Origin of the sequence: Bradyrhizobium sp. NBAIM18 (assembly GCF_020193825.1) — a bacterium.
GTDB lineage: Bacteria > Pseudomonadota > Alphaproteobacteria > Rhizobiales > Xanthobacteraceae > Bradyrhizobium > Bradyrhizobium yuanmingense.
The window spans coordinates 381030-407138 of sequence record NZ_JADYVO010000004.1 but is presented as its reverse complement, the minus strand read 5'-3'; the positions used below and the strand labels follow the sequence as shown (position 1 = coordinate 407138).

Sequence of the window (26109 nt, the reverse complement as noted above, 5' to 3'; positions counted from 1 at the left end):
CTGCGTGGCCGAGCCTTACGCCCCGCGCACGATCTCGCGCACGTACCCGATCGTCTCCTCGATCTGGCTCGCATTGACGTCCAGATGGGTGCAGGCGCGGATGCGGCCGTCCATCATCGCGAGCGTCACGCCGCGCTGACGGAGGGCCGAGACCATCTTGTCGCCGGGAATGCCGGCGCCGTCGGGCTTGAAGAATACGAGATTGGTTTCGGGCTCCTGCACCTCGATGCCCGAGATCTGCGACAGGCCGCGCGCGAGCGCGCGCGCATTGGCGTGGTCGTCGGCCAGGCGCTCGACGTGGTGGTCGAGCGCGTAGATGCAGGCTGCCGCGCAGATGCCGGCCTGTCGCATCGAGCCGCCGAGGCGCTGCTTCCACTGCCACACTGCGTCGATGAAGGCGCGCGAGCCCGCAAGCACGCCGCCGATCGGCGCGCCCAGGCCCTTGGAGAAGTCGATCCAGGCCGAGTCCCAGCCTGCGGTCATGTCGCGCGGCGAGATGCCGCTCGCAACGGTGGCGTTGAGCAGGCGCGCACCGTCCATATGGGTGATGAGGCCGTGCTGCCTGGCGATTGCGACGATCTCGTCGAGCACCGCCTTCTTCCAGATCGTGCCGCCGCCGATATTGGCGGTCTGCTCGACGCTGACGACGGTCTGCGGCGGCTGGTAGCGCGAGCGCGGATGCAGCGCCTTGCGAAGAGTCTCCGGCGTGAACTGGCCATCGGGACCCTTGAGCTGGGTGACCTGGAAACCGCCGATCGCGGCATGCGCGCCGCCTTCGCGCGCGATGATATGCGCGGTCTCATGGGCGAGGATCTCGTCGCCGGGGCGGCAATGCACCAGCGTCGCGGTGACGTTGCACATCGTGCCCGAGGGCATGTAGACCGCAGCTTCCTTGCCGAGCAGATCGGCCACGCGCTCGCACAGCGCGTTCACGGTCGGATCGTCGCCGACCTGTTCGTCGCCGACTTCCGCCCGCGCCATCGCCTCCCGCATCCCTGCCGTCGGCTTGGTCTGCGTGTCCGAGAGCAGATTGATGCGCACCGGCGGCGCCTTGGGATCGACGGGGGGAGGGGTGTAGAGCATGCGACGGCTCCTTAGCAGTGCGGCCACTGAAGTGTGGCTCTTAAGCAAAAAGGCCCCGGCGAACCGGGGCCTTTCGATATTCAGATCTTAGCGCGAATAGAATTCGACGACCAGATGCGGCTCCATCTGCACCGGGAACGGCACGTCGGAGAGGCCGGGGATGCGGGCGTACTTCGCGGTCATCTTGCCGTGGTCGACTTCGAGATAGTCGGGGACCTCGCGCTCGGGAAGCTGGCTGGCTTCGAGCACGTGGGCGAGCTGCTTGGAGGCTTCCTTGACCTCGACCACGTCGCCGACCTTGAGCTGATAGCTCGAAATGTTGACCTTGCGGCCGTTCACCTTGATGTGGCCGTGGTTGATGAACTGGCGTGCGGCGAAGATCGTGGAGACGAACTTGGCGCGGTACACGACCGCGTCGAGACGACGCTCCAGCAGGCCGATCAGGTTCTCGCCGGTGTCACCCTTGAGGCGGCTGGCCTCGACATAGATGCCGTGGAACTGGCGCTCGCTGATGTTGGCGTAATAGCCCTTCAGCTTCTGCTTGGCGCGCAGCTGCACGCCGAAGTCGGAGAGCTTGCCCTTGCGGCGCTGGCCATGCTGGCCGGGGCCGTATTCGCGGCGGTTGACGGGGCTCTTCGGGCGGCCCCAGATGTTCTGGCCCATACGGCGATCGATCTTGTACTTCGCCTCACTGCGCTTAGTCATCGCGTCCTCTTCAGGTCATGGTTTGAGGAAACGCGCCCTCCTGTGTGACGGGATGATCCCGGCACCGACAGGTCCGATCCCCAAAGCTTAAGGGAGAGGACCACGGGTCGCGAAACGCTTCGCGGGCCGAAATCGGCCCGCGAGCAGGCGGCTTTTAGGGGAGTTTGGGGTTGGCTGTCAATTCTTTAGCTTGTCAGTCCGGGGCGTGCGACGACGGTATTCTCACGTCCTGACCGCCCGGACCGGCTTTGACCCCGCCGCCCGCAATTCGGCAGCAATTTCAGTGTTCAGGACCTGTTCCAGCCGGGTCAGGACTCTCGCGATCGGGGCGGCGTCGGTGACGCGGTGGTCCCAGCGGATCACGACATGGATAGTCTGGTCCGGCTCGACCAGCCCATAGCTCATGACAAAGGGGCCCGGCGTGATCGGGTGGAGCTCGCCGCCCCCGTAGGCAGCTACCGAGCTTACCGCGAAGCTGCCGAACCAGTTACCGCGCTGACGGCCGAAATTCAGACCGATGGCCAAGGACAGGCGCCGCAAGGGCAACGGCAGGCGGGTCGCCCGCATGATCTTGCGGAACATCGGGATGTCCTCGATCGGGGCCGTCTTGCCGCGTCGGATTTCCGTATCGACGTCCGCCAGCGAAAGAGCCTCGGGACCCGCGATTCGCTGCAGCAGCACGCATTCCTCGCCATCCTCGATCCGGGCGATCGCGACCGTCGCCACGCTCTTTGGCAGCTCATACAGAGCCGGCCAGGGCCATTTGACGTAAAGGGTGCGCAGGATTGGCTCGTCCTTTGCAACCAGGGCGAAAGCCTTGACGAACATCGCGGCCCAACCGGCGGGCGCGGCTGCGTCCGCGCGGGCCTCCAGCAGGGGGCGGATATTGAGCGAACGGGCCAATGAAACGAAAGGTACGCCCTTCGAGGCGTGCATGAGGTCGCAGATCACACGACGATGCAGCGAAATGGGCTTGGGCGTCCCGCGCATAGGCCTCCGGTTCCAAATCAAAAGATCAAAAAATGTGCAGCGAGCGAGGCCCGCCTGCTCGCTCTAGCACGAACCAACCCGCTTGGGGCCGGTCGGTTCGCCGCACCAGGAATGCCAGAGACAAGCCTCGGGTTTGACAAAAACCATCTATTTTCAATTAGTTATATCACGATCGGGCGGGTCGTGGCGGCGCCGGCCGGCCATCATCGGCTGGATCAGCGCCTGACCCCCTCGGAGGCCGCCATGATGCCGCGCTGGAACAGCGACCAGTCGAAGCCCAGGGCGATCGCGCGGTAGCCGCGGTCGATCAACGCGTTGGCCTGGTCGGCGGTGCGCGCCACGCCGCCGATCGGCACGCCGCTCTTGAGGATGCCGGCCTCGGCGCGCGCGATCAGGTCCAGCAATTGCGGATCGTCCATCTGGCCGCGCTTGTTGATGGAGGTGGCGAGATCACCGGGACCGATGACCGCGACGTCGATACCGGGCGTTGCCATGATCTCGTCGATGCGATCGACCGCATCGACGTGCTCGATCGTGATCATGCAGATCATCTCGTCGTCGGCAGAGGCCATGTAATCAGGCATCGACTGGCCCCAGCGGAACGGCGCGTGGAAGGGACCCCAGAGCCGATCGCCGCGCGGCGGGTAGCGCACGCTGCGCACCGCTTTCTCGGCATCCGCGCGGCTCGTGATCATCGGGAAGTTGATGCCGAAGGCACCGATGTCCATCGGCGCTTTCGCCAGCCACGGCTCGTTGGCGGCGATCCGCACCAGAGGCGTGCACGGCGTGCCCGTGGTCGCGGCGATCATCGCGTGGGCTTCGGTCAATCCGATCGGGCCGTGCTCGAGATCCACGATGATCCAATCGAGCGAGCGCGCCATGATCTGCACCATCTGCACGCTCGGGATGGTCGCGATCGCACCGAAGGCGGGGCGACCCTCGCGCCAGAGCTGACGGAGACGGTTGAGCGGCGGAGTCGGGACCGACATGGAAAACCTGCGGGACGATGGCGACGGCAAAGCCTAGCAGCGCGCCGCCGAGGCGCAAGCTCAGGCCACCGCGCGTCCGCCGAAGAACGGCGTCAGTGTGGCGCTGAGACCATGCACGCGGTTCGATGTAAGAATCATCTCGGCGCCGGACTGCGCGATGCCGCCGGTCGTCGGGCCGAGCAGGTCGGAGACGCGGCGGGCGATCGCGGGCGCCGGATCGATCCAGTCGACCGGCCAGGGCGCGAGCTTCTTCATCCGGTCGAGCAGAAGCGGGTAGTGCGTGCAGGCGAGCACCACGGTGTCGGTGCGCGCGCTCGCATCCGAGGCGTCGCCGACGAAGCAGGGAGCGAGCTCGGCGAGGATGGCTTCGTCGCTGATCGGGCTACCGCCGAGCGCGGCTTCGGCCAGCGAAGCGAGCTCGGGCGAGCCGACCAGCGTCACCTCGCATCCTTGTGCGAAATCGCGGATCAGCGCCTTGGTGTACTCGCGCTTCACCGTGCCCTTGGTGCCGAGCACCGAAACGCGGCGGGTCCTGGACTGCGCACAGGCCGGCTTGATCGCCGGCACCGTGCCGACGAAGGCTACGGAATAGGCGGCGCGCAAGTGAGACAGGACCAGGGTGGACGCCGTGTTGCAGGCGATGACGACGAGGTCTGGACTATGCCGGCCGATCAGCTCCCCCATCAGCGGCACGACGCGGGCGATGATCTCGTCCTCGCTGTGGTGGCCATAGGGGAAGAAGGCGTCGTCGGCGACGTAGACGTAATGCGCGTCGGGCCGCGCCGCCACGACCTCGCGGAGCACCGTGAGCCCGCCAAGGCCGGAATCGAACACCAGGATCGTCGGAGAATTGGTCACGTCGCCACCCTAGCCCGGCATGGTTACCATTCGGTTTTTAGGGCGATTTTGCGGCGATCCCGCAAAGACCCGGGGGGCGTCTCGTGTCACGGACGCGCTGCGTCGTCATCCCCGGCGTCACATCGGCCGCGCGGCGCTCACGCGATCCTGTTGGTGGTGGTCCCGCGCTCGGTTGCCAGCTGCTTCTGCAGGCGATCGATGTTCTGCAACAGGCGCTGGCTGGTCAGCACCAGGAAGTAATAGCCGAATTGCGGATCCTGGAAGTAGATCTCGAGCAGCCGGTCATAGGTGATGGTCAGCACCTGGCCGTCCTCGATGCATTCGACCGTCCCCGTGCGCCGGTTGTCCGGCGTGAGGAAGCCGAGCTCGCCCATCAGCGCCCCGGGCCCGATCTCGACGTTGATCTCCTTGACCAGGAACTTGCCGGTGACGGTGAGGAACATTTCGTTGGCTGGGTCACGCATCTTGAAGAGGATGTCGCCGCGCCGGTATCTGCGCTCGGTCATGAATGGCTTGAGCCATTCGATCGACATGTCCCCTTCGGCCGCATGGCGCGCCTTCTTGACCAGCTTCAGCATCTGCCGCAGGCGCAGCGCATTGATCGGAAGCATCAGGAGATAGAGCAGGAACGTCGCGACGTTGGCGGAGAGCGCGCCGAAAAGAGCGAAGAACGCGCAGCCGATCATGTTGGCGACGCGCAGCGGCACCATTGTCCGCATCAAGAGGGTGGCGACGAAGAAGACCGCCCCGACCACGGCGAACAGATTGGCGAGCGTGATGTTGTGGACGAAGATCTCCAGGAGCCGGTTGAAGATCGCCTCGTAGGTGACGCTGTCGGGATCGAGGCCCATCTGGACCAGGATTTTCGCGATCCTGAGGTTGTCCGTGGCCGCTTCGAGGATGCGGTCGAGGATCGACGAAACGTCTGCGCTGCCGGACGGCATGGTACTAACCCCACGTAAGGCATTCAGGCCTGGTCGGCACCCGTATAGCCGAATTCGAATGACGACCGCTTGAATGACGCTTCCGGCCATCGTGCCGCAAGGGGCAAATTTTAGCCTGATCGGGCGTTTCGGCAATTGCCCGTTGGTTGCGCGTCCGGCCGCGGGCAGCCGTGATTCGGGCCATCCCTGCGGGCTTGAGCGTCGCTGACGGGCCCGAAGCGACCTTCGTTTACGGCTTGGCGGCGGGTTGCACGACCCGCTGCTCGACGAGGCCGAGCCGCCCCGGCAGCGAGCCGGCGCGCAGCAGCATGGCGACGCTGTTGGCCTCTTCCAGGGTGAAATTGCCGGAAATCCGGCCGGAGCCGCCGGTGATGGGCTCGCGGATCACGGGCGCGGAGATCACCTTGTCGTCGAGCACGATGGCAAAGGGCTTTCCGACATTCTCTGCCGTGATATGGGCAAAGCGCCGCGTGCCGCGGCCGTTGAAGCGGAACGATGCGATCGGCTCCTTGCTGTCGCCGGTCAATCCCGGGCCGGCATAGCTGATCTCGCCGCCCTCGAGGGCGCTGTCCTTGGCGACGAGATAAGGAAGCTTGTCCTTGAAGCCGAGCAGGACTTCCGTGCCCGCCGGCGGCGTGCCCGATTGCGCCTGCTCTGCGGACATCGAGAGGTCGATCAAGCGGAAGCCGACCTTGACCTTCCTGGCGAAGATCGCGGTGACTTGCTCGGGCTCCATCAATCCGGGCAGGAAAATGCGGATACGGTCCATTCCCTCGGGCTGGACGCTGGCGAGCTTGACGCCGGCGTCCTTGAGGCGCTGCTCGATCATGGCGATGGAATCTTCGACGAGGTCGCGCAGCCGCGCGGCGGATGCGGCATCGGTCGGCGCGAGCCTGAGCAGCCCATCGCCGGCGTCGGTGACGTTGAGCGCGTGTGTCGGCAACCCCTCCGCCGCCGCGACGAGCTTGCGCGTGAGCTGTTCGCGGCCTTTGGCGTCAGCGATCTTCACGTCGACGCCGCCGTCGCGGATCGCAAGTCCGGAGAACGCGATGCGGCCCTCGCGCAGGATCTTGTAGACGTCGTCGCGCAAATCCGTGACGACCGCCTCCCGCAAGGCATCGGTGTCGACCCTGTAGACGATCCACGATCCGCCCAGCTTCTCCATCCTGTCGGCGATGAAGGCGGCGACCTTGACTCGCACCTTGTCGAGTTGGCTATCGGCAAGCGCGATACCTGGCAGGGCGATCGCGGATACCATTGTGAACGCAGCGACCAGCCGTGCGATCCGGTTCCGCAGGGGCGTCGTCATGATGACCTCTTGTCTTGCGGCAGGGCGCTGGCGAGTGAAGTCAGCGGCAGTTCTTGGTCCCTCGATCAGGCGCAGAGGTTCAATTGGCGCAGCGGGTAGGCAATGGACGAACGGCAAATCATCCATCATTCTGGTCCGGCTCGGCCGAACACGGCCGAGACCTCGCCGAACCAAACTGTCAAAAGATTCGGCGGCGGGGACATGCATCTGAGGGAGGACGGAATTCATGGCGGGCATCCACGCGCTCGATCGGTTGATCGGCAACGACTATCCGGAACTGTTGACGGACGAGGAGGTCCGGGCGTTCGAGCAGGTCCCCTACGCCGACCGCGTCGCGGCCGAGAGCACCTATGACGCCATCAGGCTTGGTGCCGAGCGCAATCCCGACGGGGCGGCGATCCAGTTCCTGCAAAATGCCGATCCCGCCGACACGCCGCTGGTCGTCACGCACCGCGATTTCATCGCGCGCGTCACCCAGGCCGCCAACATGTTTCACGCGCTCGGCGCCGAGAAGGGCGACGTCATCAGCTTCATGCTGCCCTTGGTGCCGGATGCGTTCGTCACTCTGTTCGGCGCCGAGGCCGCCGGCATCGCCAATCCCGTCAATCCGCTGCTCGAGCCGCACCAGCTCGCCGAAATCCTGGAAGCTGCGAACACCAAGATCCTGGTGGCGCTCGGGCCGATGCCGGGCACCGACATCTGGCAGAAGGTCGAGCAGATCCGCCCGCATCTGAAGCGTCTGAAAGCCATCGTGCAGGTGTTCGGCGGCGGCGATCCGGCCAATGGCATCTTCGCCTTCAGCGACCTGATCAAGCAGCAGCCGTCGGATCGGCTGGTCAGCGGGCGCAAGATTCGCGGCAGCGACATCGCAGCCTATTTCCACACCGGCGGCACCACGGGTACGCCCAAGCTGGTGCGGCATACCCATGCCAACCAGGTCTATCAGGCCTGGGCTCTCAATCTGCTGCTCAAGGGGAAACCCGGCGCCAATCTGCTGTTCGGCATGCCGCTGTTTCACGTCGGCGGATCTCTGACGCAGGTGCTGACGACTTTGTCGGGCGGGGGTTCGCTGGTCGTGCTGTCGCCGAGCGGCTGGCGCAACCCGAATGCGGTGAAGAACATCTGGCAGCTCGTCGCGCGCTTCAAGCCTGAAGCTCTGTCGAGCGTGCCGACCGTGCTCGCAGCGACGCTCGCGGTGCCGCCTGGGAATGCGGATATCTCGAGCCTGAAATATGCGGCCGGCGGCGGCTCGGCGATTCCGGTCGCGGTCGGCTCGGCGATTCAGGAGACGCTGAAGCTGCCGGTGGTCGAGGTCTACGGCATGACCGAGACCTCGAGCGTGCACACGCTCGCTTATCCGAGCCGGCCGATCCGGCTCGGCTCGGTTGGCCTTCCCATGCCCTATGCGCGCGTGCGCATCGTGCAGCTCGACGCCGACGGCCGCCTGATCCGCGACTGCAAGCCGGACGAGATTGGTGTCGTCATCATGGCCGGGCCCGGCGTGTTCGGCGGCTATCTCAACGACGAGCACAACAAGGGTGCCTTCATCGACGGGGTCTGGGTCAATTCCGGCGATCTCGGCCGGCTCGATGCCGACGGCTATCTGTGGATCACCGGCCGCGCCAAGGATCTCGTGATCCGCGGCGGCCACAACATCGATCCGGCGCCGATCGAGGAGATCATGTTCCGCCATCCCGCCGTCGGCTTCGCCGCGGTGGTTGGCCAGCCCGACGCTTACGCCGGCGAATTGCCGGTAGGCTACGTGCAGTTGAAGCCCGGCGCAAAGGTTGAGCCGGGCGAGCTGGAAGCCTGGGTGCGCGAGCGCACGCCGGAGCGCGCCGCCGTTCCTGTGCAGGTCATCCCGATCGATCCGATGCCGGTGACGGGCGTCGGCAAGGTGTTCAAGCCGCAGCTGCGCTGGGACGCGGCCGCGCGCGTGTTCACCAAGGTGCTGGCGCCGCTGGTCGAGCGCGGCATCGATTGCAAGGTGAAGGTCGGTCCGCACGGCAGCCACGGCTCGATCGCGACCGTGACGCTGACGGGCCTGCCGGCTGGGCAGCGCGAAGCGGTGGAGGGGGAGGTGCACGCACTGCTCGCACCCTTCGTGATGCGCCACGAGGTGGTGCAGGCGTAGGTCCGCGCCTGCGGGGCGAGGGCTGACTGCATTAGCTATAAGCCGCGATCGAGGAGTTTATGTGATGGGCCTCACATAGAAAAATTTGGCTTTCATCGACGCTCCGAATAGTCTCAGGGAATTGCATCCGAGGGGGCTGCAGTGATTCCGTTTCGGCTATTTGGTTTATTGATTTTTGCGACCTTACTGGCCTGCGGATCGGCACACGCCGATCGGCGGGTCGCGCTCGTCATCGGCAATTCCGCCTACAAGAGCGCGCCCAAGCTCACCAATCCCGCGAACGATGCCACGCTGATTGGCGGCATGTTCAAGAAGGCGGGCTTCGATTCCGTCGACGTCAGGCTGGATCTCAGTGCGAGCGAGATGAGGCGCATGTTGCGCGAGTTCGCCGGCAGGTCACGCGATGCGGACATGGCGGTGATCTACTATGCCGGCCACGGCATCGAGCTCGACGGCAACAATTATCTCATTCCGACCGACGCGACGCTGGAGACGGATGGCGACGTTCTCGACGAAACCATTCCTGTCGAGCGCGCATTGTTCGCGGTCGAGCCGGCCAAGCAGCTGCGCCTGATCATCCTCGATGCCTGCCGCGACAACCCCTTTGCGAAGACGATGAAGCGCACGCTGGCCTCGCGGGCGATCGGACGCGGCCTCGCTAAGGTCGAGCCAACCAGCCCGAACACGATGATTGCCTTCGCCGCGAAGGCCGGCTCGACTGCATCCGACGGCGATTCTCGCAACAGTCCGTTTGCTGCCGCGCTGGTCGAGCACCTGCCGAAGCCGGGCCTCGATCTGCGCAAGGCGTTCGGCTTCGTGCGCGACGACGTGCTCAAGACCACCGGCTACAAGCAAGAGCCCTATGTCTATGGCTCGCTCGGCGGCGACGACGTGCCGCTCGTAATGAAGCCGGCCGCAACCGGTCCGCAGGCAAATCCCCAGGACGCGGTTCGCAGGGACTACGAGCTCGCGCTCCAGCTTGCGACGCGCGATGCCTGGGAAGCCTTTTTGGCGACCTATCCGGACGGCTTCTATGCCAGCCTCGCCAAGGGGCAGTTGAACAAGATCGGTGCCGAAGAGACGCGTCTGGCTGCCGAGCAAAAGGCCAAGGCGGCCGAGCAGGAAAAGGCAAGGCTAATCGCCGAGCGCGCCCAGAAAGCCGAGCAGGAGAAGGCGGCTGCTGCTGCGAAGGCCGCTGAAGAGGCGCGAATCGCTGCGGAGAAGCAAAAGCAGATTGAACAGGCCAGGGCGGAAGCGGCCGAGCAGCAGCGCAAAGCTGCCGAGGCGGCGGCCGCGAAAGCGCTGGCCGAGAAACAGGCGGCAGAGAGGGCCAAGGCCGAGCTGGCGGCCAAGCAGGCCGCCGAGAAAGCGGAGCAGGCCGCCAAGCCGGCCGCCGATCGGCAGATGCCCGAAGTCGAGAACCAGAAAGTGGCTGCGCTCTCGCCCGGACCCACATCCACATTATCGGCGGCCGAGCTTTCCAAATCGGTACAAAGCGAACTGCGCCGCGTCGGTTGCCTGACCTCGTCTGCGGAAAGCGAGTGGAGCTCGGCCGCGCAGCGCTCGCTGACGCTGTTCAACAAATATTCCGGCACCAAGTTCGACGTGAAGCTGGCCAGCGTCGACGCACTCGATGCTTTGAAGGCCAAGCCGGGACGGGTTTGTCCGCTGGTGTGCAATTTCGGATTCAAGGCCGACGGCGACCAATGCGTGAAGATCACCTGCCGGGCCGGTTATCGTGTCAACGACGATAACGAATGCGAAAAGGTGCAGGAGAAGAAGCCGGTTGCGACGCGCGAGAATTCCAGACCGCGAGACGATGAGCGGAAGGCAAGCGAGTCCGCGCCGTCAAAACCGCAGGCGACCGGTCAGGTCTTTTGCAACAGTGCAGGGTGCCGGCCGGTCCGGCAGGGTTGTCGGCTCGAGACGTGGGGCAATAGGACTGCCGGCCAAACGGCCGGCGGCGGCACCAGCATGGTCGAAGTCTGCAACTGAGCTGGTGATTGCCCGCCTGCTACCCCGCAGGCATTCGTGTTTCCACCAGCCGCGCCCAGAACGAGGCGCCGTGACCCAGAATGTTGTCGTTGAAGACGTAAGCCGGGTGGTGACACTCGTTGCCGTCGCCCATGCCGACCAGCACCATCGCGCCGGGGCGTGCTTCCAGCATGAACGAAAAGTCCTCGGCGCCCATCATCGGGACGAACTTGTCGTTGACGCGCTCAGTGCCGACGATGTCGCGCGCGACGTCGGCGGCGAGTGCGGCCTCGCGGGCATGGTTCATCGTCACCGGATACATCCGCGTGTATTTCGTTTCGGCCGAGCCACCATAGGCGCGGGCGATGCTGTCGGCGACTTCGCCGATGCGGCGTTCGACGAGATCGCGCACTTCGGGGTCGAGCGTGCGCACGGTGCCGGCGAGCTCGGCGACCTCCGGGATGATGTTGAAGGCGGTGCCGGAGTGGAATTGTGTGATCGAGATCACCGCCGATTTCAGCGGATCGACGTTGCGCGCCACGATCGATTGCAGCGCGTTCACGATTTGCGAGCCGATCAGCACGCTGTCGACAGATTTGTGCGGACCGGCGCCGGCGTGGCCACCCTTGCCGCGGACCGTGATCTGGATGTTGTCGGAGGAGGCGAGCATCGCACCTGGCGTGGTGGCGAAATGGCCCTCGGGCAGGTTCGGCATGTTGTGCATGCCGTAGACCTCCTGGATGTTCCAGCGCGTCATCAGTCCGTCCTCGACCATCGCCTTGCCGCCGCCACCGCCTTCCTCGGCGGGCTGGAAGATCATCACGGCCGTGCCGTCGAAATTGCGCGTCTCGGCGAGATATTTGGCCGCGCCCAGCAGCATCGCGGTGTGGCCGTCATGGCCGCAGGCGTGCATCTTGCCGGGGACTTTTGATGCATAAGACACGCCCGACGTCTCCATGATCGGCAGCGCGTCCATGTCGGCGCGCAGGCCGATGGTCTTGCCGGAGGCCGACTTGCGGCCGCGGATCACGCCGACCACGCCGGTGCGGCCGATGCCCGTCACCACCTCGTCGCAACCGAATTCGCGCAAGCGATCGGCGACGATGCCGGCGGTGCGGTGGACTTCGTAGAGCAACTCCGGGTTCTCGTGGAAGTCGTGGCGCCAGGCGGCCATTTCGTCGGAGAGGGCGGCGACGCGGTTGACGATGGGCATGAGGGAATCCGCTTTCTGGTTGTCGTTTGTAGGGTGGGTTAGCCCCGTGGATGCGCAAGCGCATCCACTTGGCGTAACCCACCACGGTTTCCGTGGGAGCGAAAGAGGTGGGTTACGCCCAGCGGACTGCGCTTCGCGCAGGCCGCAAGGCTAACCCACCCTACGATCCTACGCTTCCCCGAACACGCGCTTGAAGATCGTGTCGACGTGCTTGAGGTGATAGCCGAGGTCGAACTGCTCCTCGATCTCGGCGTCGGTGAGATATGTCTTCACCTCACTGTCCTTCTTCAGCAGCTGGAGGAAATCGCCTTCGCCGCGCCAGACCGGCATGGCATTGCGCTGCACGAGCTTGTAGGCGTCCTCGCGGCTGGCGCCCTTCTGCGTCAGCGCCAGCAGCACGCGCTGCGAGTGCACGAGGCCGCCAAGGCGGTCGAGGTTCTTCTGCATGTTGGCGGGATAGACCAGCAGCTTGTCGATCAGGCCGGCGAGACGCACCAGCGCGAAGTCGAGCGTGACGGTCGCGTCCGGGCCCATCATGCGCTCGGCCGAGGAGTGCGAGATGTCGCGCTCGTGCCAGAGCACGACGTTCTCCAGCGCCGGGGTCACATAGGCGCGCACCATGCGGGAGAGGCCGGTGAGATTCTCCGATAGCACCGGGTTGCGCTTGTGCGGCATCGAGGAAGAGCCCTTCTGGCCCTCCGAGAAGAACTCCTCGGCCTCCAGCACCTCGGTGCGTTGCATGTGGCGGATCTCCACGGCGATGCGCTCGATCGAGGAGGCGATCACGCCGAGAGTCGAGAAATACATCGCGTGACGGTCGCGCGGGATCACCTGGGTCGAGATCGGCTCGGGGACAAGACCCATGGCCTTGGCGACGTGCTCTTCGACGAGCGGGTCGATCTGCGCGAAAGTGCCGACGGCGCCGGAGATGGCGCAGGTTGCGACCTCCTTGCGCGCTGCGATCAGACGGTCCTTGGCACGGGTGAATTCGGCATAGGCATAAGCGAGCTTGAGGCCGAAGGTGACGGGCTCGGCATGGATGCCGTGGCTGCGGCCGATGGTCGGCGTCAGCTTGTGCTCGAAGGCGCGCTTCTTCAGCGCGGCCAGCACCTTGTCGAGGTCGGCGAGCAGAAGGTCGGCGGCACGGGTGAGCTGGACGTTGAGGCAGGTGTCGAGCACGTCGGACGAGGTCATGCCCTGGTGCACGAAGCGCGCCTCGGGGCCAACGATCTCGGCGAGATGGGTGAGGAAGGCGATGACGTCGTGCTTGGTCTCGCGCTCGATCTCGTCGATGCGGGCGACGTCGAATGTGGCGTCCTTGGCCTTGGCCCAGACCGTTTTGGCCGCTTCCTTGGGGATGGTCCCGAGCTCAGCCAGGGCGTCCGCCGCATGCGCCTCGATCTCGAACCAGATCTTGAACCGGGTCTGCGGTTCCCAGATCGAGGCCATTTCCGGGCGGGTATAGCGGGGAATCATCTGACGGCTCCAAAAGGTGGGCGGACGGTCCATGGGACGGCGCCGGCCAAAATGCTTTTTACGCCGTGATGTAACAGAGCGGGCAGGGTGAAACAAACGGTCTGGGCCGCGGGAGGGCGGGGGGCGCCGGGCTATCCACCGGACCGGTCAGCAGGGGCGCCCCCCGCTGCAAGAAAGAGCTGTCAATCACGGATCATTGACTGACAGATATTGAAATCTGTCAGCGAGACATGTATATCCGTTCTCGGACGCTCCGATCGAGCGTCCCGCGACAAGCCCCGGGGAGCCCGACATCCGAGCCACGCTCGGATCGGAGGGCGGATTGAAGAGCGCGGACCGCGGACGAATGGAGACTTAGACAATGACCACCGAAATCCTCAATTTCACCGGCGTGATTGGGCACTGGCTCAATTTGCTGGTGGCGCGCCAGATCGCGGCGCAGGCTGCAAAACTGCCTCATTAAGGCATAGGCTTTCCGAACGACCGGCCAGGGCGCTTCGGAAGCGGCCCCGACTGCCGGAGTAACTGAGCCCTGAACGGGAATATGGTGCTGGCATGAATGAAGCCGTTGTCTTGACGCCGGAGCGGATCCTCGAAGTCACTGAGGACGTGCTCAGGCGCTACGGACTTGCCAAGGCCACCGTGGTCGACGTTGCCCGTGCGCTCGATGTGAGCCACGGCAGCGTCTACCGCCATTTCCCCAGCAAGGCCTCGCTGCGCGAGGCCGTTGCCAAGCGCTGGCTGGACCGCATCGACGCTCCGCTGCTGGCGATCGCCAGGGAGCAGGGGCCGGCGCCGGACCGGCTCGACCGCTGGCTGCGCACGCTGTTCGCGGCCAAGCGTTCGCGCGTGCTCGACGACCCCGAGATGTTCGACACCTATCTGACCCTGGCACGCGAGGCCTGCGCGGCAGTCAAATGCCACAAGGACACCATGATCGACCAGATCGCGGCGATCCTGACCGACGGCGTGAAGCAGAGTGAGTTCGCCGTGGACGACGTCAAGACGACCGCGCGCGCGATCTTCGATGCGACCGTCCGCTTCCACCATCCGGCCCATGCCGAGGAATGGAAGGACGCCGATCTCTCCGCGCGCGTCGACGCGACGCTGGCGCTGCTGCTGCGCGGGCTGAAGGCGGCCTGAGGCCGTAGAACCGTTCAGCCCTGGGTGCTGTCAATCAACTTCGTGTTTTGTGCAGAGCGGCACCGTCCCTGGGCGTGGATGCCGGATGTCTTCGCGTGTGGAAGGCAGGATCGGACGACGGCACGACCGGCGGACTGTCCGGATAGGCGTTGACCGCGATTTCGACGGCGTCCTTCGACCGCCTTCGAAGCCGGTAGAATGTCAGCTCCTGATCGAACATCGGGCAGCGAAAGTGGACGATGGCGGTGTCCGGCAGGCGGCAAAGTTCGTCGATGAGCTCGCCTACTGTGATGATGGGGGGATGGTCGACTGCTTTGGGGTGACCCTTACTCATGACCCTTTACTCCTTGTCTGCCGTACCAACCGGAGCCGGATCGGAACCGTTCCAATTTCGTTCAGCAGATTGAGGATCGCGAAGGATGAGGCTGTGCGGCAGCTTTGCTGCTAGATCCTCGTCAGCCCGCAGGTCGCGGCGAGCCGCACCAACTGCGCATCGGTGCGCGCGCCGGTCTTCGACTTGATCAAGTAGTGATAATTCTGCACGGTCTTGACGCTGAGATTGAGATGCGCCGCGATCTCCTCGGTGGTGGCGCCGCCGGCGAACTGGCGCAAGATCTCGATCTCGCGCTCACCGAGCTGATCCAGCACCGAACCTGCCGACAAGCTGTCCTCGGCCAGAATATGCGCGATGTCGTCGCTCATAGCGCGCTCGCCGCGAGCCACGCTGCGAATGGCGTTCACGACCGCGGACGGCTCGCTGCTCTTGGTGACGAAGCCGGAGGCGCCGGCGCCGAAGGCCGACTTCACCAGCACGGCCTCGTTGTGCATGGTGAAGACAAGAATGCGCGCCCGCGGTCTGCGGGCGCGGATGTTGCGGATCGCCTCCAGCCCGCTCGCGCCGGGCATTGAAATGTCGAGCACGACGACGTCGGGGTCATGCGCCTTGAACGCGCCGTAGGCATCGGCGGCGTTGTCGGCTTCCGCCACGACATGCAGATCGCCCTGGCTCTCGAGCACGCGCCGATAGCCTTGCCGGACGATCGGATGGTCGTCGACCAGCAGCACGGAGATGCCTGTTGCTGCAACCTCGCTCATTCCCGCCTCACGCAGCGAGTGGGATGGTGGCGGCGATGCTGAGGCCGCGGTTCGCGGGCAGGATCGACAGCGATCCGCCGGCCGCCGTGACGCGCTCGCGGATGCCGGTGAGGCCGAAGCCGGCCGATTGCGCGACACGCTCCGCATCGCCGCCGCCATCGTCCTCGACGCGGATTAGCAGCGCATCGTCCTCGCCGGCGCGCCGCTCGACGCGCAGCGAGATCTCGCGCGCGGCACTGTGGCGCAGCGCGTTGGTCAGGCATTCCTGTGCCACGCGATAGGCCGTGGTGGCGGCCGGACCGCTGATGTCGGTGAGGTCGCCCCTGAGGTCGAGCTGGATCGCCGGCCGCGCCGCGCTGTGCGAGCGCCAGCTGTCGACGAGATTGACGAGGCTGGCTTCGAGCCCGAGCTCCTCCGGCAGCGGATTGCGCAGCCGCTTCAGCGCATCGCGCAGCGAGGCCATCAGATGGTGCGTCGCCTGCGAGATCATGCGCGCGTCCTGCGCGACCCATCATCCTTGTGCCGCTTCGTGCTCGCCGTCTCGATCGTGTTGGCGAAGGCGAGAATGGCGGACAGATTCTGTCCGAACTCGTCGTGCAGCTCGCGGGCGAGCGCGCGGCGCTCGTCGTCGCGGATCTCGATCAGGCGCCGCGTCAGCGCGGCGCGCTGCTCGGTTGCTTCCTCCAGCCGGCCGCCGAGCTCGCCGACGGCGCTGCCGATCATCGCCAACTCCATCGAGCGGAAGCGCGGCAGTCTGGTGCGATATTGGCCGCGCGCCATGCGCTGAAGCGCGGTGACGATGGCACGCGCCGGCGCCAGCGCGTGCGCGATGGCGAGCGAAGCGAGCAGGGCGATCGCCGCCGCCATCAGCAGCGCGACGTCGATGACGTTGAGGACGTAGTCCCAGGCGAGCGCGATCGCGGCGGCCGCATGGGGCGTCGCAACGACGGCGCCGGCGGCTGCGGCGCGGGGACTGACGGGCCGAACCACCTCGGCGTGGCTGCCGAGGAAGGTCGGCACGATGGCGGCGAACCAGCGCGGCGGCGTCTTGCCCAGCCCCTCGCTCTGGCCGCAGAGCGGCTTCTCGAAGGCCGCGGCCGGCTGGAACTCGACGCAGACGCCGGGCGAGATCAGCTTCATCGTCTCCAGCGTGCGCCAGTCCGGAACCGGCAGGAGATGCTCGCGCGCCCTGCTGCTGCGCAACAACAGCTCGCGCCAATACAGCGCCTGAAGCGCCTGCGCGACCCGCTGCGCCGACGCCGCCGTCGCCCGATCGACGCTGCGATAGGCATCGAACGTGGCCCATACGGTCGCGGCTCCCAGGCACAGCGCTACGATTAGAAGCAGGCGGGCTACAAGCTGAAGCACGAGGCGCATGCGATCACCCCCGACGTTTGCTAAGGTCAGCCTAACAACGCCGCCGTGCCTTGCCAATCGCAGAACGCTAGGGATTGCAGCTCGGGCAAATTTCCCAAGCCGGATTGGGCATGGGTCTTTGGACCTGAAACGGCGGCTTTGATCTAATCGGTGAGGACACGTTGCAGGCCGGCGCCTGCAAGCCAGGAGCGGTGCAGCATGAGTTCGATAACGATTGGACCAATCGCAAGCCAGGCTGCCGATCCATCCGAGCGCAGCGCGCTGCTGTACTGGATGATCTTCACCGGGCTGTCGATCTTCGCTGTCGTGCTGCTGTGGCGCTTCGGCCTGATTCACCTGATGCTGACCTCGGACCGCACCTACATTTCAGCGGTGATCGCGGCGCTCTACGTCCTCACCTGCGGCCACTGCTTCCTGCGGACCCGGGCCATCGCGCGGGAAGGGGCGGCGACGCGGCGCTGCCGCGCGGTGCTGTCGGCAGCGGGCGGCAGCAAGGCGCTCGATGCGAGCGCCGTGGCGCTGCCGCGCGGTCTGGTGCGCGACCACATCGAAAGCCTGGTGACCAAGGCCGCGGCGCAGGACTACCGGCCGGTCGACCAGACGCTGCTGCTACGTAATCTCGCCGATCGCTTGCGCGGCTCCAACGGGTTCGGCGCCTTCGTCTCCGATACGCTGATGAAGCTCGGTCTGCTCGGCACCATCATCGGCTTCATCATCATGCTGGCGCCGATCGCGGGGCTGGACGCCGCCGACAAGGTCGCGATGCGCTCCTCGATGGGCTTGATGAGCGACGGCATGGCGATCGCGATGTACACGACGCTGGCCGGCCTTGTCGGCTCGATCCTGATCCGCATCCAGTACTACATGCTCGACGCCGCGACCCAGCGGGTGTTCTCGGACGCGGTGGTGCTGACCGAGACCTATGTGACGCCGGTGCTGGAGCGCAAGGGTTCGGGAACGCCGTCATGATGGATGATTTCGGTCTCTATCCGCGCGAGGAGCCGTTCGACCCGCTGGGCGTGATGCTGTTCAAGGCGCTCCAGGTGATCGCCTTCCTGTTCTTCCTGGCGCTGCTGGCGGTCTCCCCCGACGCCAAGGACGGCAAGATCGATTCCAAGGCGGAGTTCATGATCACGCTGGACTGGCCGGACAACCACCCCGACGATCTCGACCTGTTCGTGCAGGATCCCGCCGGCAACATCGCCTGGTATCGCCACCGCGAGGCCGGCTTCCTCACGCTCGACCGCGACGACCGCGGCGGGGCCAACAATTTCATCATCGTCAACGGCAAGAAGATCGCCTCGCCGATCCGCGAGGAGATCGTCACCGTGCGTGGCATCCTCGCCGGCGAGTACGTCGTGAACGTCTCGCATTTCGTCGCCACCACCGGCGAGCCTGTGACGGCCGGTGTGAAGGTGCAGAAGCTCAATCCGACCGCGCAGGTGATCTTCGACAACAAGTTCACGCTGGACCACACCGGCGACGAGAAGACCGCGGTCCGATTCCGGATCGATGCGGAAGGCAAGGTCGTCGATGTCGATCAGCGGCCGAAATCGCTGTTGGAGACGTTCCGCAGCAGCTGGCGCAACGGCGGCGATCTCGATGCCAGGACCGGTGTGAGCAGGAACGCTACGAGGGTACGCCGTGAGTAACCTGCAAACGGTCATCCTGACGCTGTCGGTCGCCTATGCCGTCATCGGCGCGCTGCTGCTGGTCGTTCTGGTCTATGCGCGGCTGCACTGGTCGCTGAAGGCGGTCGCCGTGGTCGTGACCAGCACCTTCTACATCGTCAGCTTCACCGAAATGCGCGGCCTGCTCGGTTGGGCCAGCACGGAGCGGCTGCCGACCACCTTCAAGCTGCTGAAGGCCCGCATCGTCGAGCCGCATTCGCTTGAGGGCGATCCCGGCTCGATCTATCTCTGGGTCGAGGCGCTGGACGAGGACAATCGCCCGAGCGGCATCCCGCGCGCTTTTCGTGTGCCGTACAATGACCGGCTGGCCGACAAGACCCACGCCGCCGAGAACGAGATCGCGGCCGGACATCCGCAAGGAGGGCGCGCGGCGGATTTCGGCGGCGGCGACGGCAGCCTGATCGACTTGGTTCGAGAATATGTGACGCCGAAGACCATCCTGGAGACCAGCGGCGGCGATTCCTCGACCGGCGAGTTCACTGCGCCGCCGGCCGGTGCCCAGGACGCGGTGTTCACGCCGATTCCGCCGCCCCGGATGCCGCCGAAGGACGAGCAATAGGCCCATCACCATCATCGTAGAGCAGCGCTGGCAAACGGCCCAGTGCTGGCGCATCCTGTTGACCTCCCTCAATTTGGCCTCATCGGCCCCGAATAAGAATTTGAGGGGTGGAGGGTGCGTGCTTCTCGCTGTCTTCTCGGATATCCATGGCAACAGGCAGGCGTTCGAGGCCTGCCTGAAGATCGCGCGTGCGAAGGGCGCGGAGGGCATCGTCCTGCTCGGCGACTTCGTCGGCTATGGCGCCGATCCGGAATGGGTGGTGGACACCGCGATGGAGCTGGTCGCGCAGGGCGCCGTCGCGGTGCGCGGCAATCATGACCAGGCGATCAATTCCACGGCCGAGACGATGAACGCCGAGGCGCAGATCGCGATCGAATGGACCCGCGGCCGCCTCGACACGGCGCAGCGGCGGTTTCTGGCCGAATTGCCGATGCAGGTGGAGGACGATGGCCGCCTGTTCGTGCATGCGGAAGCCTCGCATCCCCAGCGCTGGCACTATGTCCGCTCGACCGTGGACGCCGCCAAGAGCCTGATTGCGACACGGGCCCACGTCACCTTTTGCGGCCACATCCACAGGCCGGCGCTCTATTCGATGTCGGTGACGGCGAAGATGACGAGCTTCGTGCCGAAGACCGACGTCCCCGTGCAGCTCCTGCGCGGACGGCAATGGCTCGCCGTGCTCGGTTCGGTCGGCCAGCCCCGCGACGGCGATCCGTCGGCGGCCTTCGTGCTGTTCGACACCGAGTCGTGCCAGATCACCTATTGCCGCGCGCCCTATGACGTCGAGACGGCAGCGAGCAGGATCCGCGACAACGGCCTGCCGCCTTGGCTTGCCGACCGCTTGTTGCAGGGGCGCTGACGGATGCCCAAACCCCTGGTCAAGTCAGGCGCGGAGATCGACGGTTTTACGATCGGCGAATGCGTTCATGCCGGCGGCATGGCGACGCTGTGGACCGTCACCCATCCCGGCATCGACGTGCCCTTGCTGATGAAGATCCCGCGGGTGTCGGAGGGCGAGGACGCCGCCGCGATCGTTTCCTTCGAGATGGAGATGATGATCCTGCCGCGGCTGGCGGGGCCGCACGTGCCGGCCTGCTTCGGCACCGGTGATTTCGCCCGCCAAGCCTATGTCGTGATCGAGCGCATTCCAGGTGCCACGCTGTACAAGCGGCTCCCCGACCTGCCGCTGCCCTATGACGAGGCGCGGCAGCTCGTCGCCAGGATCGCCACGGCGCTTGCGGATCTGCACCGGCAGAACGTGATCCACCACGACATCAAGCCGAGCAGCATCATGCTCCGCGAGAGCGGCGAAGCGGTGCTGATCGACTACGGCCTGTCGCATCACAACCACCTGCCGGACCTGTTGCAGGAGGAATTCCGCCTGCCTTACGGCACCGCGCCCTATATGGCACCCGAGCGGCTGCTCGGGGTGCGCGACGATCCGCGCAGCGATCTGTTTTCGCTCGGCGTGCTGCTCTATTTCTTTACCACCGGCGAGCGGCCGTTCGGCGAGGGCGAGACGCTGCGGGCGATGCGGCGCCGGCTGTGGCGCGATCCGCATCCGCCGCGGAAGCTTCGTGCGGATTATCCGCCCTGGCTTCAGGAGGTGGTGTTGCGCTGTCTGGAGATCGAGCCGGTGTGGCGCTATCCGACCGCGTCCCAGCTTGCCTTCGATCTCGCTTATCCGGACCAGGTCAAGCTCACCGCGCGCTCGGAGCGGGTGAAACGCGATTCCCTCGGCATCGTCTGGCGCCGGCGCTTCAACCAGGGTGTCATGGCGCCGCGCGCGAAATCGGATGTCGCAGCCCAGATCGCATCGAGCCCGATCCTTGCCGTTGCGCTCGACACGGCGGAGGGCGCTCCGGAGCTGAACGAGGCGCTGCGCGTGACCACCGAGCGCATCCTCGCCACCTTGCCCTCGGCGCGGCTTGCCTGCGTCAACGTGCTCAAGCTGAACCGGATTGCGATCGATCGGACGTTGGACGAGCAGGGCTCCAACAAGCATATCGATCGCCTGGTCGCGCTCAGGCATTGGGCAACGCCGCTCAAGCTGGACGAGAGCCGGCTGTCGGCTCATGTGCTGGAGGCGGTCGATCCCGCCGCCGCGATCCTGGACTTTGCCAAGGCCAACCAGGTCGACCACGTCATCATCGGCGCGCGACAGAGCTCGTTCCGGCGCATGCTGCTCGGCAGCGTGTCGGCCAAGGTGGCCTCGGAGGCGAGCTGCACCGTCACCGTGGTGCGGCCGCCGCGATTGGCGGGGGACGTCGGCGGACCGGAGGCCGGCGAAGGTTAGGCCGGCCGGGGCGATTTGCGGGCCGGATCAGGCCGCGTGGACGGCAAATGCGCGCTTGCGGCGGATCGGCCAGGAGAATTGCGGTCCCGGCTCGCCGTGATCCGCGCTGCCGCCGAAATACTGGATGATCTCGCGGCAGGGCTCGCAGTTGAACAGGTTACGCGACGCGGACGCCTTAGTCATTTCCTTCAGGCAGTTCGGGCAATGCGGTTTCATGGGCGGTCCGGAAAAGAGGTCTTAGTGTCGGCGCGGCGAGCCAAGCGAACGGTCGAGGTCCGAATTGTCGAGCCCGGCATCGTCGTCCAGCGTGCCATCGGCGCGCTCGAGGCGGCCGAAGAAATAATCGAGGCTCGGATGCGGGCGCCGTGGAATCCGGCACCGGCGCTTCGGCTGACGCCTCACGAGTGCGATCTGCATGGACGTCAGCCCCTGGTGCGGTCGCGACGGATGTTGCGGGCCGGACGTGCCGGGGCCTCGACCGGTCCGGCCGAGGGACCGAACACCACAAACGCACTGAAAACAATCCACAACGCCACGCCAGTCCAAACCAGGGTCGTCGTCATGATGTGCTCCCGCGAAAACAGGCAGGAATCACTTGCAGTGATTTGCGCGAATCAGGGAAGTCCGGATGAGTACGGACCAAGGCTACAATTTTAAGCTTTGCGCCTTGCAGAACCCGTGGAAGCCGCAGTTCTTCCCGCGTGCGACGCGCATGATCGAGGATATCCCGGATGCGCGGTGCGTCTCGAACACAGCGAAACCCATAGCGCCCGGTGTAGTCGGTATCGGGCGAACGGGTCGAGCGCCCTGACGCAAAGTTGAGGTGGCCTACGCCGCCGCCGATGTCGAGGATTTCGAACACTTCATCCATGGCGTCGAACGAAGTAGCGGTCACGCTGCGTCTGCTCCAGGCCGTGCGCACGATCAGCGCGCGGCGGTCGGTGATCACATAAAGCGTCTGCAGGTCTTGCAGCAGCATCACGAACGGAGCTGCAATCATCCCAACTCCAATCATTGCCAGTGGTTGGGTCGCTTGGTCGATCCAATCGTTGCTGACGGCGATGACGGTCAGCAACAACCAGGGAAATCCGATCCACCAGAGAAATCGCCACATTATCGCGTTGGCGATGGCGTCGGGCTGCCCGTGCCAGACCACTTGCTCTCCATCCTGAAGGGACTCGGCGAGAAGACGAAGCAGGCCGGCAGTAAACGGAGTGGCGCGGAGTTTATCCATTCCACTTGGTCGTAGCGGCCGCGGCTCCGGTTCGGATAGCGATGGTCTCAGATCGCCTCGCCGCGTGCCCCAAGTGCCGCGTTGCGGATTGCGGCGATGTTGGTCTTGTAGGCCTCCTGCGTGCCGCCTTTGAACACCGAGGTGCCCGCGACGAAAGCGTTGGCGCCGGCCGCGGCGAGCGCACCCGCGACATCGGGGCCGACCCCGCCGTCGACCTCGATGTCGATCGGGCGGCCCGCAACCATCGCGCGGATGTCCCGGATCTTGTTGATCGCGGAGGGGATGAAGGCCTGGCCGCCGAAGCCGGGATTGACCGACATCACCAGCACGAGGTCGACGAGGTCGAGAACGTATTCGAGCGCGCTGATCGGCGTCGCCGGATTGAGCGAGACGCCGGCCTTCTTGCCGAGCGCGCGGATGGCCTGGAGCGAGCGGTGCAAGTGGGGACCTGCCTCCGCGTGCACGGTGATGTGGTCGCAGCCGGCTTTCGCGAAGGCCTCGAGATAGGGATCGCAGGGCGAGATCATCAGATGCGCGTCGAAGATCTTCTTGGTGTGCGGGCGCATCGCCCTGATGACGTCAGGGCCGTAGGAGATGTTCGGAACGAAGTGCCCGTCCATCACGTCCAGATGGATCCAGTCGGCGCCGGCGGCGTCGACGCTGCGCACCTCCTCGCCGAGCTTCGAGAAATCCGAGGCCAGGATCGAGGGCGCGATGGCCAGGGGGCGGGGGGCGAAAGCTTGGGTCATGGCGCGTTTTCCCGGAGGCGGACGGACGACGAATGGCCTCGCCTAACATGGGCTCTTGTGGCGGGCAATGCAGGAGGGGCGCGCTTCCTGTGGGCGGAAATTTCTGCCGCCGGCGGCATGAATTGCCGATGTTCCCGCGGCCTGCACGACCCGACGGATGCGGAATTCGTTGAGCTTTTCGCGATGGCACGGCGCTTGCTGAGTTCAGCCGCAGAACATTGGTCGCGGCATGCCGCATCCTGTTGGAGTTGTGCAATGTTGTTCGCCCTTGGTGCGGTATCGAGCGCGCTCGACGCGATCCAGTCGCTGACAAACGCGAAATCGTCGTCGGCGGCGCACAAGACCGGCTCCTCGCAGAGCGCGCCGACCAATCCGTTCGCAATCGACAGCGGCAGCAGCAGCACGACCGGCGCGACCTCGTCGGTCAATGCAGGTAAATATCCGCAGATCTCAGCGGAGACGATGAATGCGCTGTTCGCGGCGCAGGGCCAGTCGGCCAACGGCACATCCTCGTCGTCGAAGGGCCGGGAGGCTGCGCTGAAGGATCTGTTCTCGCAGATCGACGCTGACGCCGACGGCAAGATCACCAAGTCCGAGTTCGAGGACGCGCTCGGCGCGGGCGGCACCAACCTGGCCCAGGCCGACGACGTGTTCTCGAAGATGGACGCGAATGCGGATGGCAGCGTCAATCTCGGCGAGATGACGAAGGCGCTGAGGGGCGGTCACGGCCGTGATCACGCGGAAGGCGCGGGCGATGGCTCGGATTCCTCGTCGCAATCCAGCCGCGGCTCGACGTCGACCACGACGACCAATGCCGACGGCTCGACCACCACCACCGTCACCTATGACGACGGCTTCAAGATGTCGACCACGGTGCCGGGCGCCGCCAGCTCGTCGCATGCGAAAGGCGGCGGCAATTCGCCTTATGACTGGTTCGGGCAGATGATGCAGCGCCAGGCGCAGGCCACTGCGGGATCAGCAGCTTCATCGATGTCGATCAGCGTGTGAGCACATCCCGAAGTTACCCGGCAAGTTCGTGCGTGATGTCACGACAGGCATAGCGGTCGCGGATCTCGCGATTGAAGAACGTTCCCTTTGCGCGCGAATCCCCAAACGCGGCGGCGACCTCGGGCGGAACATCCTCATAGACATAGAGGCGCCCGCTGACGAACGTCACCTTCAGCTCGCGTTTCTCTGGCGAATAGCGAAAGAAGCGGATCACGGAAGAGGGCATGGCCGCACACCTTGTCCGCCGGGTAACGCTTGGGTGACGGTTTCGTTTCTAGCCGAACCGGTCTTGCCAGGTTGGCTGCGCGCCCGGAAACGGTAGGGACGTCGCGCTGTAGACGCCGCGGGCGATCGCGCGGGCGACCACGTTGGCGGCGATCGTGCCGAGCTCGGTGAGGCCAACCAGCGGCTCGATCGGCGTTTCGCAGGTGGCGGCGGCGAACAGCACGTCGCCGTCGGTCGGCGCATGCACCGGATAGATCGCGCGCGCGAAGCCCGTATGCGCGATCATCGCCAGCCGCTTGGCCTGGGGCTTGGTCAGCACCGCGTTGGTCACGACGGCGCCGATGGTGGTGTTCTCGCGCGCGCTCGCGGCAGGACCGCCCTTGATGCGCATGCGGAGCATGTCCTCGGTGAACTTGTCCGGCAGGCCGCGTCCGCCGAATTCGCTGTCCACCTCGAACGGCGCCGCCCAGAACCACGGGCCATTGCCGACGGTGACGCTGCCCACGGCGTTGACGGCGACGATCGCCGCGACCTTGATTCCGCTCGGCGTCACGGCCGATGCCGAGCCAAGCCCGCCCTTGAACGTCGCGGTGGTGGCGCCGAAGCCGGCGCCGGCGCTGCCAAGCGCGAAATCCGCGCTGGTGGCGGCAGTCGCCGCGGCATAGCCGAGGTCGCGATACGGCGAGAAGCGTCCCCAGGCCTTGTCGCCGCCATTGAGCAGGTCGAACAGGATCGCCCCCGGCACGATCGGGATCAGCGCATCGCGAACCCGGTGGCCGCGGCCCTGCTCGGCGAGCCAGGCCTGTACGCCGCCGCCGGTGTCGAGGCCGAAGGCCGAGCCGCCCGACAGCGCGATAGCGTCGACGCGCTCGACCGTGTTGGCGAGATCGAGCAGTGCATCCTCGCGCGTGCCGGGGCCGCCGCCGCGCACGTCGATCGCGGCGATCGCAGGAGAATCGAAGATGATGGCGGTTGCGCCGGAACCGACTTTCGGATCTTCGGCGTGGCCGACCCGGACGCCGGCGATATCGGTGAGAAGGTTCTTCAAGGCGGCCTC

The 26109-nt window shown here is 65.6% G+C and carries 27 protein-coding genes and 1 pseudogene; 9 read left to right on the top strand and 19 right to left on the bottom strand.

Annotation, left to right across the window (positions count from 1 at the left end):
- Window positions 1-15 precede the first annotated feature (15 nt).
- The 7 genes from I6F17_RS12420 to I6F17_RS12390 all read right to left on the bottom strand — a co-directional run bounded on the left by I6F17_RS12420 (window position 16) and on the right by I6F17_RS12390 (window position 6878).
- Window positions 16-1083 (bottom strand): threonine aldolase family protein, encoded by a 1068-nt coding sequence (locus tag I6F17_RS12420; protein WP_225131928.1) that lies wholly within the window; start codon window positions 1081-1083, stop codon window positions 16-18.
- Between the two features lie 87 nt (window positions 1084-1170).
- The gene (gene rpsD / locus I6F17_RS12415; RefSeq protein WP_036012915.1) at window positions 1171-1788 is read right to left on the bottom strand and encodes a 30S ribosomal protein S4; all 618 of its coding nucleotides are present in this window, start codon (window positions 1786-1788) and stop codon (window positions 1171-1173) included.
- 222 nt (window positions 1789-2010) lie between these two features.
- Window positions 2011-2778 carry a hypothetical protein gene (locus tag I6F17_RS12410; RefSeq protein ID WP_036043534.1) on the bottom strand — a complete coding sequence of 256 codons (768 nt, stop codon included), beginning with the start codon at window positions 2776-2778 and terminating at the stop codon, window positions 2011-2013.
- Window positions 2779-2993: 215 nt separating this feature from the next.
- Window positions 2994-3767 carry an aldolase/citrate lyase family protein gene (locus tag I6F17_RS12405; protein WP_225131929.1) on the bottom strand — a complete coding sequence of 258 codons (774 nt, stop codon included), beginning with the start codon at window positions 3765-3767 and terminating at the stop codon, window positions 2994-2996.
- 60 nt (window positions 3768-3827) lie between these two features.
- Window positions 3828-4625 (bottom strand): glutamate racemase, encoded by a 798-nt coding sequence (gene murI / locus I6F17_RS12400; RefSeq protein WP_036043538.1) that lies wholly within the window; start codon window positions 4623-4625, stop codon window positions 3828-3830.
- 137 nt (window positions 4626-4762) lie between these two features.
- Window positions 4763-5569, bottom strand: coding sequence for a cyclic nucleotide-binding domain-containing protein (locus I6F17_RS12395; protein WP_036012905.1), 807 nt, complete (start codon window positions 5567-5569; stop codon window positions 4763-4765).
- A gap of 229 nt (window positions 5570-5798) precedes the next feature.
- Window positions 5799-6878, bottom strand: coding sequence for a preprotein translocase subunit SecD (locus I6F17_RS12390; RefSeq protein WP_225131930.1), 1080 nt, complete (start codon window positions 6876-6878; stop codon window positions 5799-5801).
- A 226-nt stretch (window positions 6879-7104) separates the two neighbouring features.
- On the opposite strand from I6F17_RS12390, the gene I6F17_RS12385 reads away from it, so the two are divergent.
- Together I6F17_RS12385 and I6F17_RS12380 are read left to right on the top strand one after the other, a co-directional pair.
- Window positions 7105-9012 carry an acyl-CoA synthetase gene (locus I6F17_RS12385; protein WP_225131931.1) on the top strand — a complete coding sequence of 636 codons (1908 nt, stop codon included), beginning with the start codon at window positions 7105-7107 and terminating at the stop codon, window positions 9010-9012.
- 168 nt (window positions 9013-9180) lie between these two features.
- On the top strand, window positions 9181-11007 hold the full coding sequence (locus I6F17_RS12380) for a caspase family protein (RefSeq protein WP_225131932.1): 1827 nt from the start codon (window positions 9181-9183) through the stop codon (window positions 11005-11007).
- A gap of 19 nt (window positions 11008-11026) precedes the next feature.
- On the opposite strand, the gene I6F17_RS12375 is transcribed toward I6F17_RS12380, so the two are convergent.
- Both I6F17_RS12375 and purB read right to left on the bottom strand, forming a co-directional pair.
- Window positions 11027-12199: a M20 aminoacylase family protein gene (locus I6F17_RS12375; protein ID WP_036012899.1), complete on the bottom strand. Its 1173-nt coding sequence runs from the start codon at window positions 12197-12199 to the stop codon at window positions 11027-11029.
- A 168-nt stretch (window positions 12200-12367) separates the two neighbouring features.
- Window positions 12368-13675, bottom strand: a complete 1308-nt coding sequence (gene purB / locus I6F17_RS12370) for an adenylosuccinate lyase (RefSeq protein ID WP_225131933.1) — start codon at window positions 13673-13675, stop codon at window positions 12368-12370.
- Between the two features lie 555 nt (window positions 13676-14230).
- Here purB and I6F17_RS12365 point away from each other — a divergent pair.
- Window positions 14231-14818, top strand: coding sequence for a TetR family transcriptional regulator (locus I6F17_RS12365; RefSeq protein ID WP_225130785.1), 588 nt, complete (start codon window positions 14231-14233; stop codon window positions 14816-14818).
- A gap of 34 nt (window positions 14819-14852) precedes the next feature.
- Here I6F17_RS12365 and I6F17_RS12360 read toward each other — a convergent pair whose 3' ends face one another.
- The 3 genes and pseudogenes from I6F17_RS12360 to I6F17_RS12345 all read right to left on the bottom strand — a co-directional run bounded on the left by I6F17_RS12360 (window position 14853) and on the right by I6F17_RS12345 (window position 17290).
- Entirely contained in the window at window positions 14853-15152 is a 300-nt protein-coding gene (locus tag I6F17_RS12360) for a hypothetical protein (protein ID WP_225130787.1), read from the bottom strand.
- 110 nt (window positions 15153-15262) lie between these two features.
- On the bottom strand, window positions 15263-15913 hold the full coding sequence (locus I6F17_RS12355) for a response regulator transcription factor (protein WP_225130790.1): 651 nt from the start codon (window positions 15911-15913) through the stop codon (window positions 15263-15265).
- Between the two features lie 7 nt (window positions 15914-15920).
- Window positions 15921-17290, bottom strand: a pseudogene (locus I6F17_RS12345) (histidine kinase).
- Between the two features lie 198 nt (window positions 17291-17488).
- Here I6F17_RS12345 and I6F17_RS12340 point away from each other — a divergent pair.
- The 5 genes from I6F17_RS12340 (at window position 17489) to I6F17_RS12320 (ending at window position 21836) form a co-directional block, all read left to right on the top strand.
- Window positions 17489-18259: a MotA/TolQ/ExbB proton channel family protein gene (locus I6F17_RS12340; RefSeq protein ID WP_036043554.1), complete on the top strand. Its 771-nt coding sequence runs from the start codon at window positions 17489-17491 to the stop codon at window positions 18257-18259.
- Window positions 18256-18942, top strand: a complete 687-nt coding sequence (locus tag I6F17_RS12335) for a hypothetical protein (protein WP_036012886.1) — start codon at window positions 18256-18258, stop codon at window positions 18940-18942. The genes I6F17_RS12340 and I6F17_RS12335 overlap by 4 nt, the downstream gene beginning before the upstream one ends.
- The gene (locus I6F17_RS12330; protein WP_036027815.1) at window positions 18935-19540 is read left to right on the top strand and encodes a hypothetical protein; all 606 of its coding nucleotides are present in this window, start codon (window positions 18935-18937) and stop codon (window positions 19538-19540) included. Before I6F17_RS12335 ends, I6F17_RS12330 begins: the two co-directional genes overlap by 8 nt.
- A gap of 118 nt (window positions 19541-19658) precedes the next feature.
- Complete coding sequence (locus I6F17_RS12325) at window positions 19659-20399, top strand: metallophosphoesterase family protein (protein WP_036043558.1); 741 nt, start codon at window positions 19659-19661, stop codon at window positions 20397-20399.
- Between the two features lie 3 nt (window positions 20400-20402).
- A complete protein-coding gene (locus I6F17_RS12320; RefSeq protein WP_036043560.1) occupies window positions 20403-21836 on the top strand; it encodes a bifunctional serine/threonine-protein kinase/universal stress protein in 1434 nt (477 codons plus the stop codon).
- A 27-nt stretch (window positions 21837-21863) separates the two neighbouring features.
- On the opposite strand, the gene I6F17_RS12315 is transcribed toward I6F17_RS12320, so the two are convergent.
- The 5 genes from I6F17_RS12315 to rpe are packed head-to-tail and all read right to left on the bottom strand — an operon-like array spanning window position 21864 to window position 23819.
- A complete protein-coding gene (locus I6F17_RS12315) occupies window positions 21864-22019 on the bottom strand; it encodes a hypothetical protein (protein WP_225130793.1) in 156 nt (51 codons plus the stop codon).
- A gap of 54 nt (window positions 22020-22073) precedes the next feature.
- A complete protein-coding gene (locus tag I6F17_RS12310; RefSeq protein WP_036012879.1) occupies window positions 22074-22253 on the bottom strand; it encodes a hypothetical protein in 180 nt (59 codons plus the stop codon).
- Between the two features lie 5 nt (window positions 22254-22258).
- Entirely contained in the window at window positions 22259-22399 is a 141-nt protein-coding gene (locus I6F17_RS12305; RefSeq protein ID WP_193375097.1) for a hypothetical protein, read from the bottom strand.
- Window positions 22396-23070, bottom strand: a complete 675-nt coding sequence (locus I6F17_RS12300) for a hypothetical protein (protein ID WP_225130794.1) — start codon at window positions 23068-23070, stop codon at window positions 22396-22398. The genes I6F17_RS12305 and I6F17_RS12300 overlap by 4 nt, the downstream gene beginning before the upstream one ends.
- Window positions 23071-23117: 47 nt before the next feature.
- Window positions 23118-23819: a ribulose-phosphate 3-epimerase gene (rpe, locus tag I6F17_RS12295; protein ID WP_036043562.1), complete on the bottom strand. Its 702-nt coding sequence runs from the start codon at window positions 23817-23819 to the stop codon at window positions 23118-23120.
- 255 nt (window positions 23820-24074) lie between these two features.
- On the opposite strand from rpe, the gene I6F17_RS12290 reads away from it, so the two are divergent.
- Window positions 24075-24827: an EF-hand domain-containing protein gene (locus I6F17_RS12290; protein WP_225130795.1), complete on the top strand. Its 753-nt coding sequence runs from the start codon at window positions 24075-24077 to the stop codon at window positions 24825-24827.
- Between the two features lie 13 nt (window positions 24828-24840).
- Here the strand turns inward: I6F17_RS12290 and I6F17_RS12285 are convergent, their stop codons facing one another.
- Together I6F17_RS12285 and I6F17_RS12280 are read right to left on the bottom strand one after the other, a co-directional pair.
- The gene (locus I6F17_RS12285) at window positions 24841-25053 is read right to left on the bottom strand and encodes a KTSC domain-containing protein (protein ID WP_036043565.1); all 213 of its coding nucleotides are present in this window, start codon (window positions 25051-25053) and stop codon (window positions 24841-24843) included.
- 48 nt (window positions 25054-25101) lie between these two features.
- Window positions 25102-26100 (bottom strand): P1 family peptidase, encoded by a 999-nt coding sequence (locus tag I6F17_RS12280; RefSeq protein ID WP_225130796.1) that lies wholly within the window; start codon window positions 26098-26100, stop codon window positions 25102-25104.
- Window positions 26101-26109: the final 9 nt, after the last annotated feature.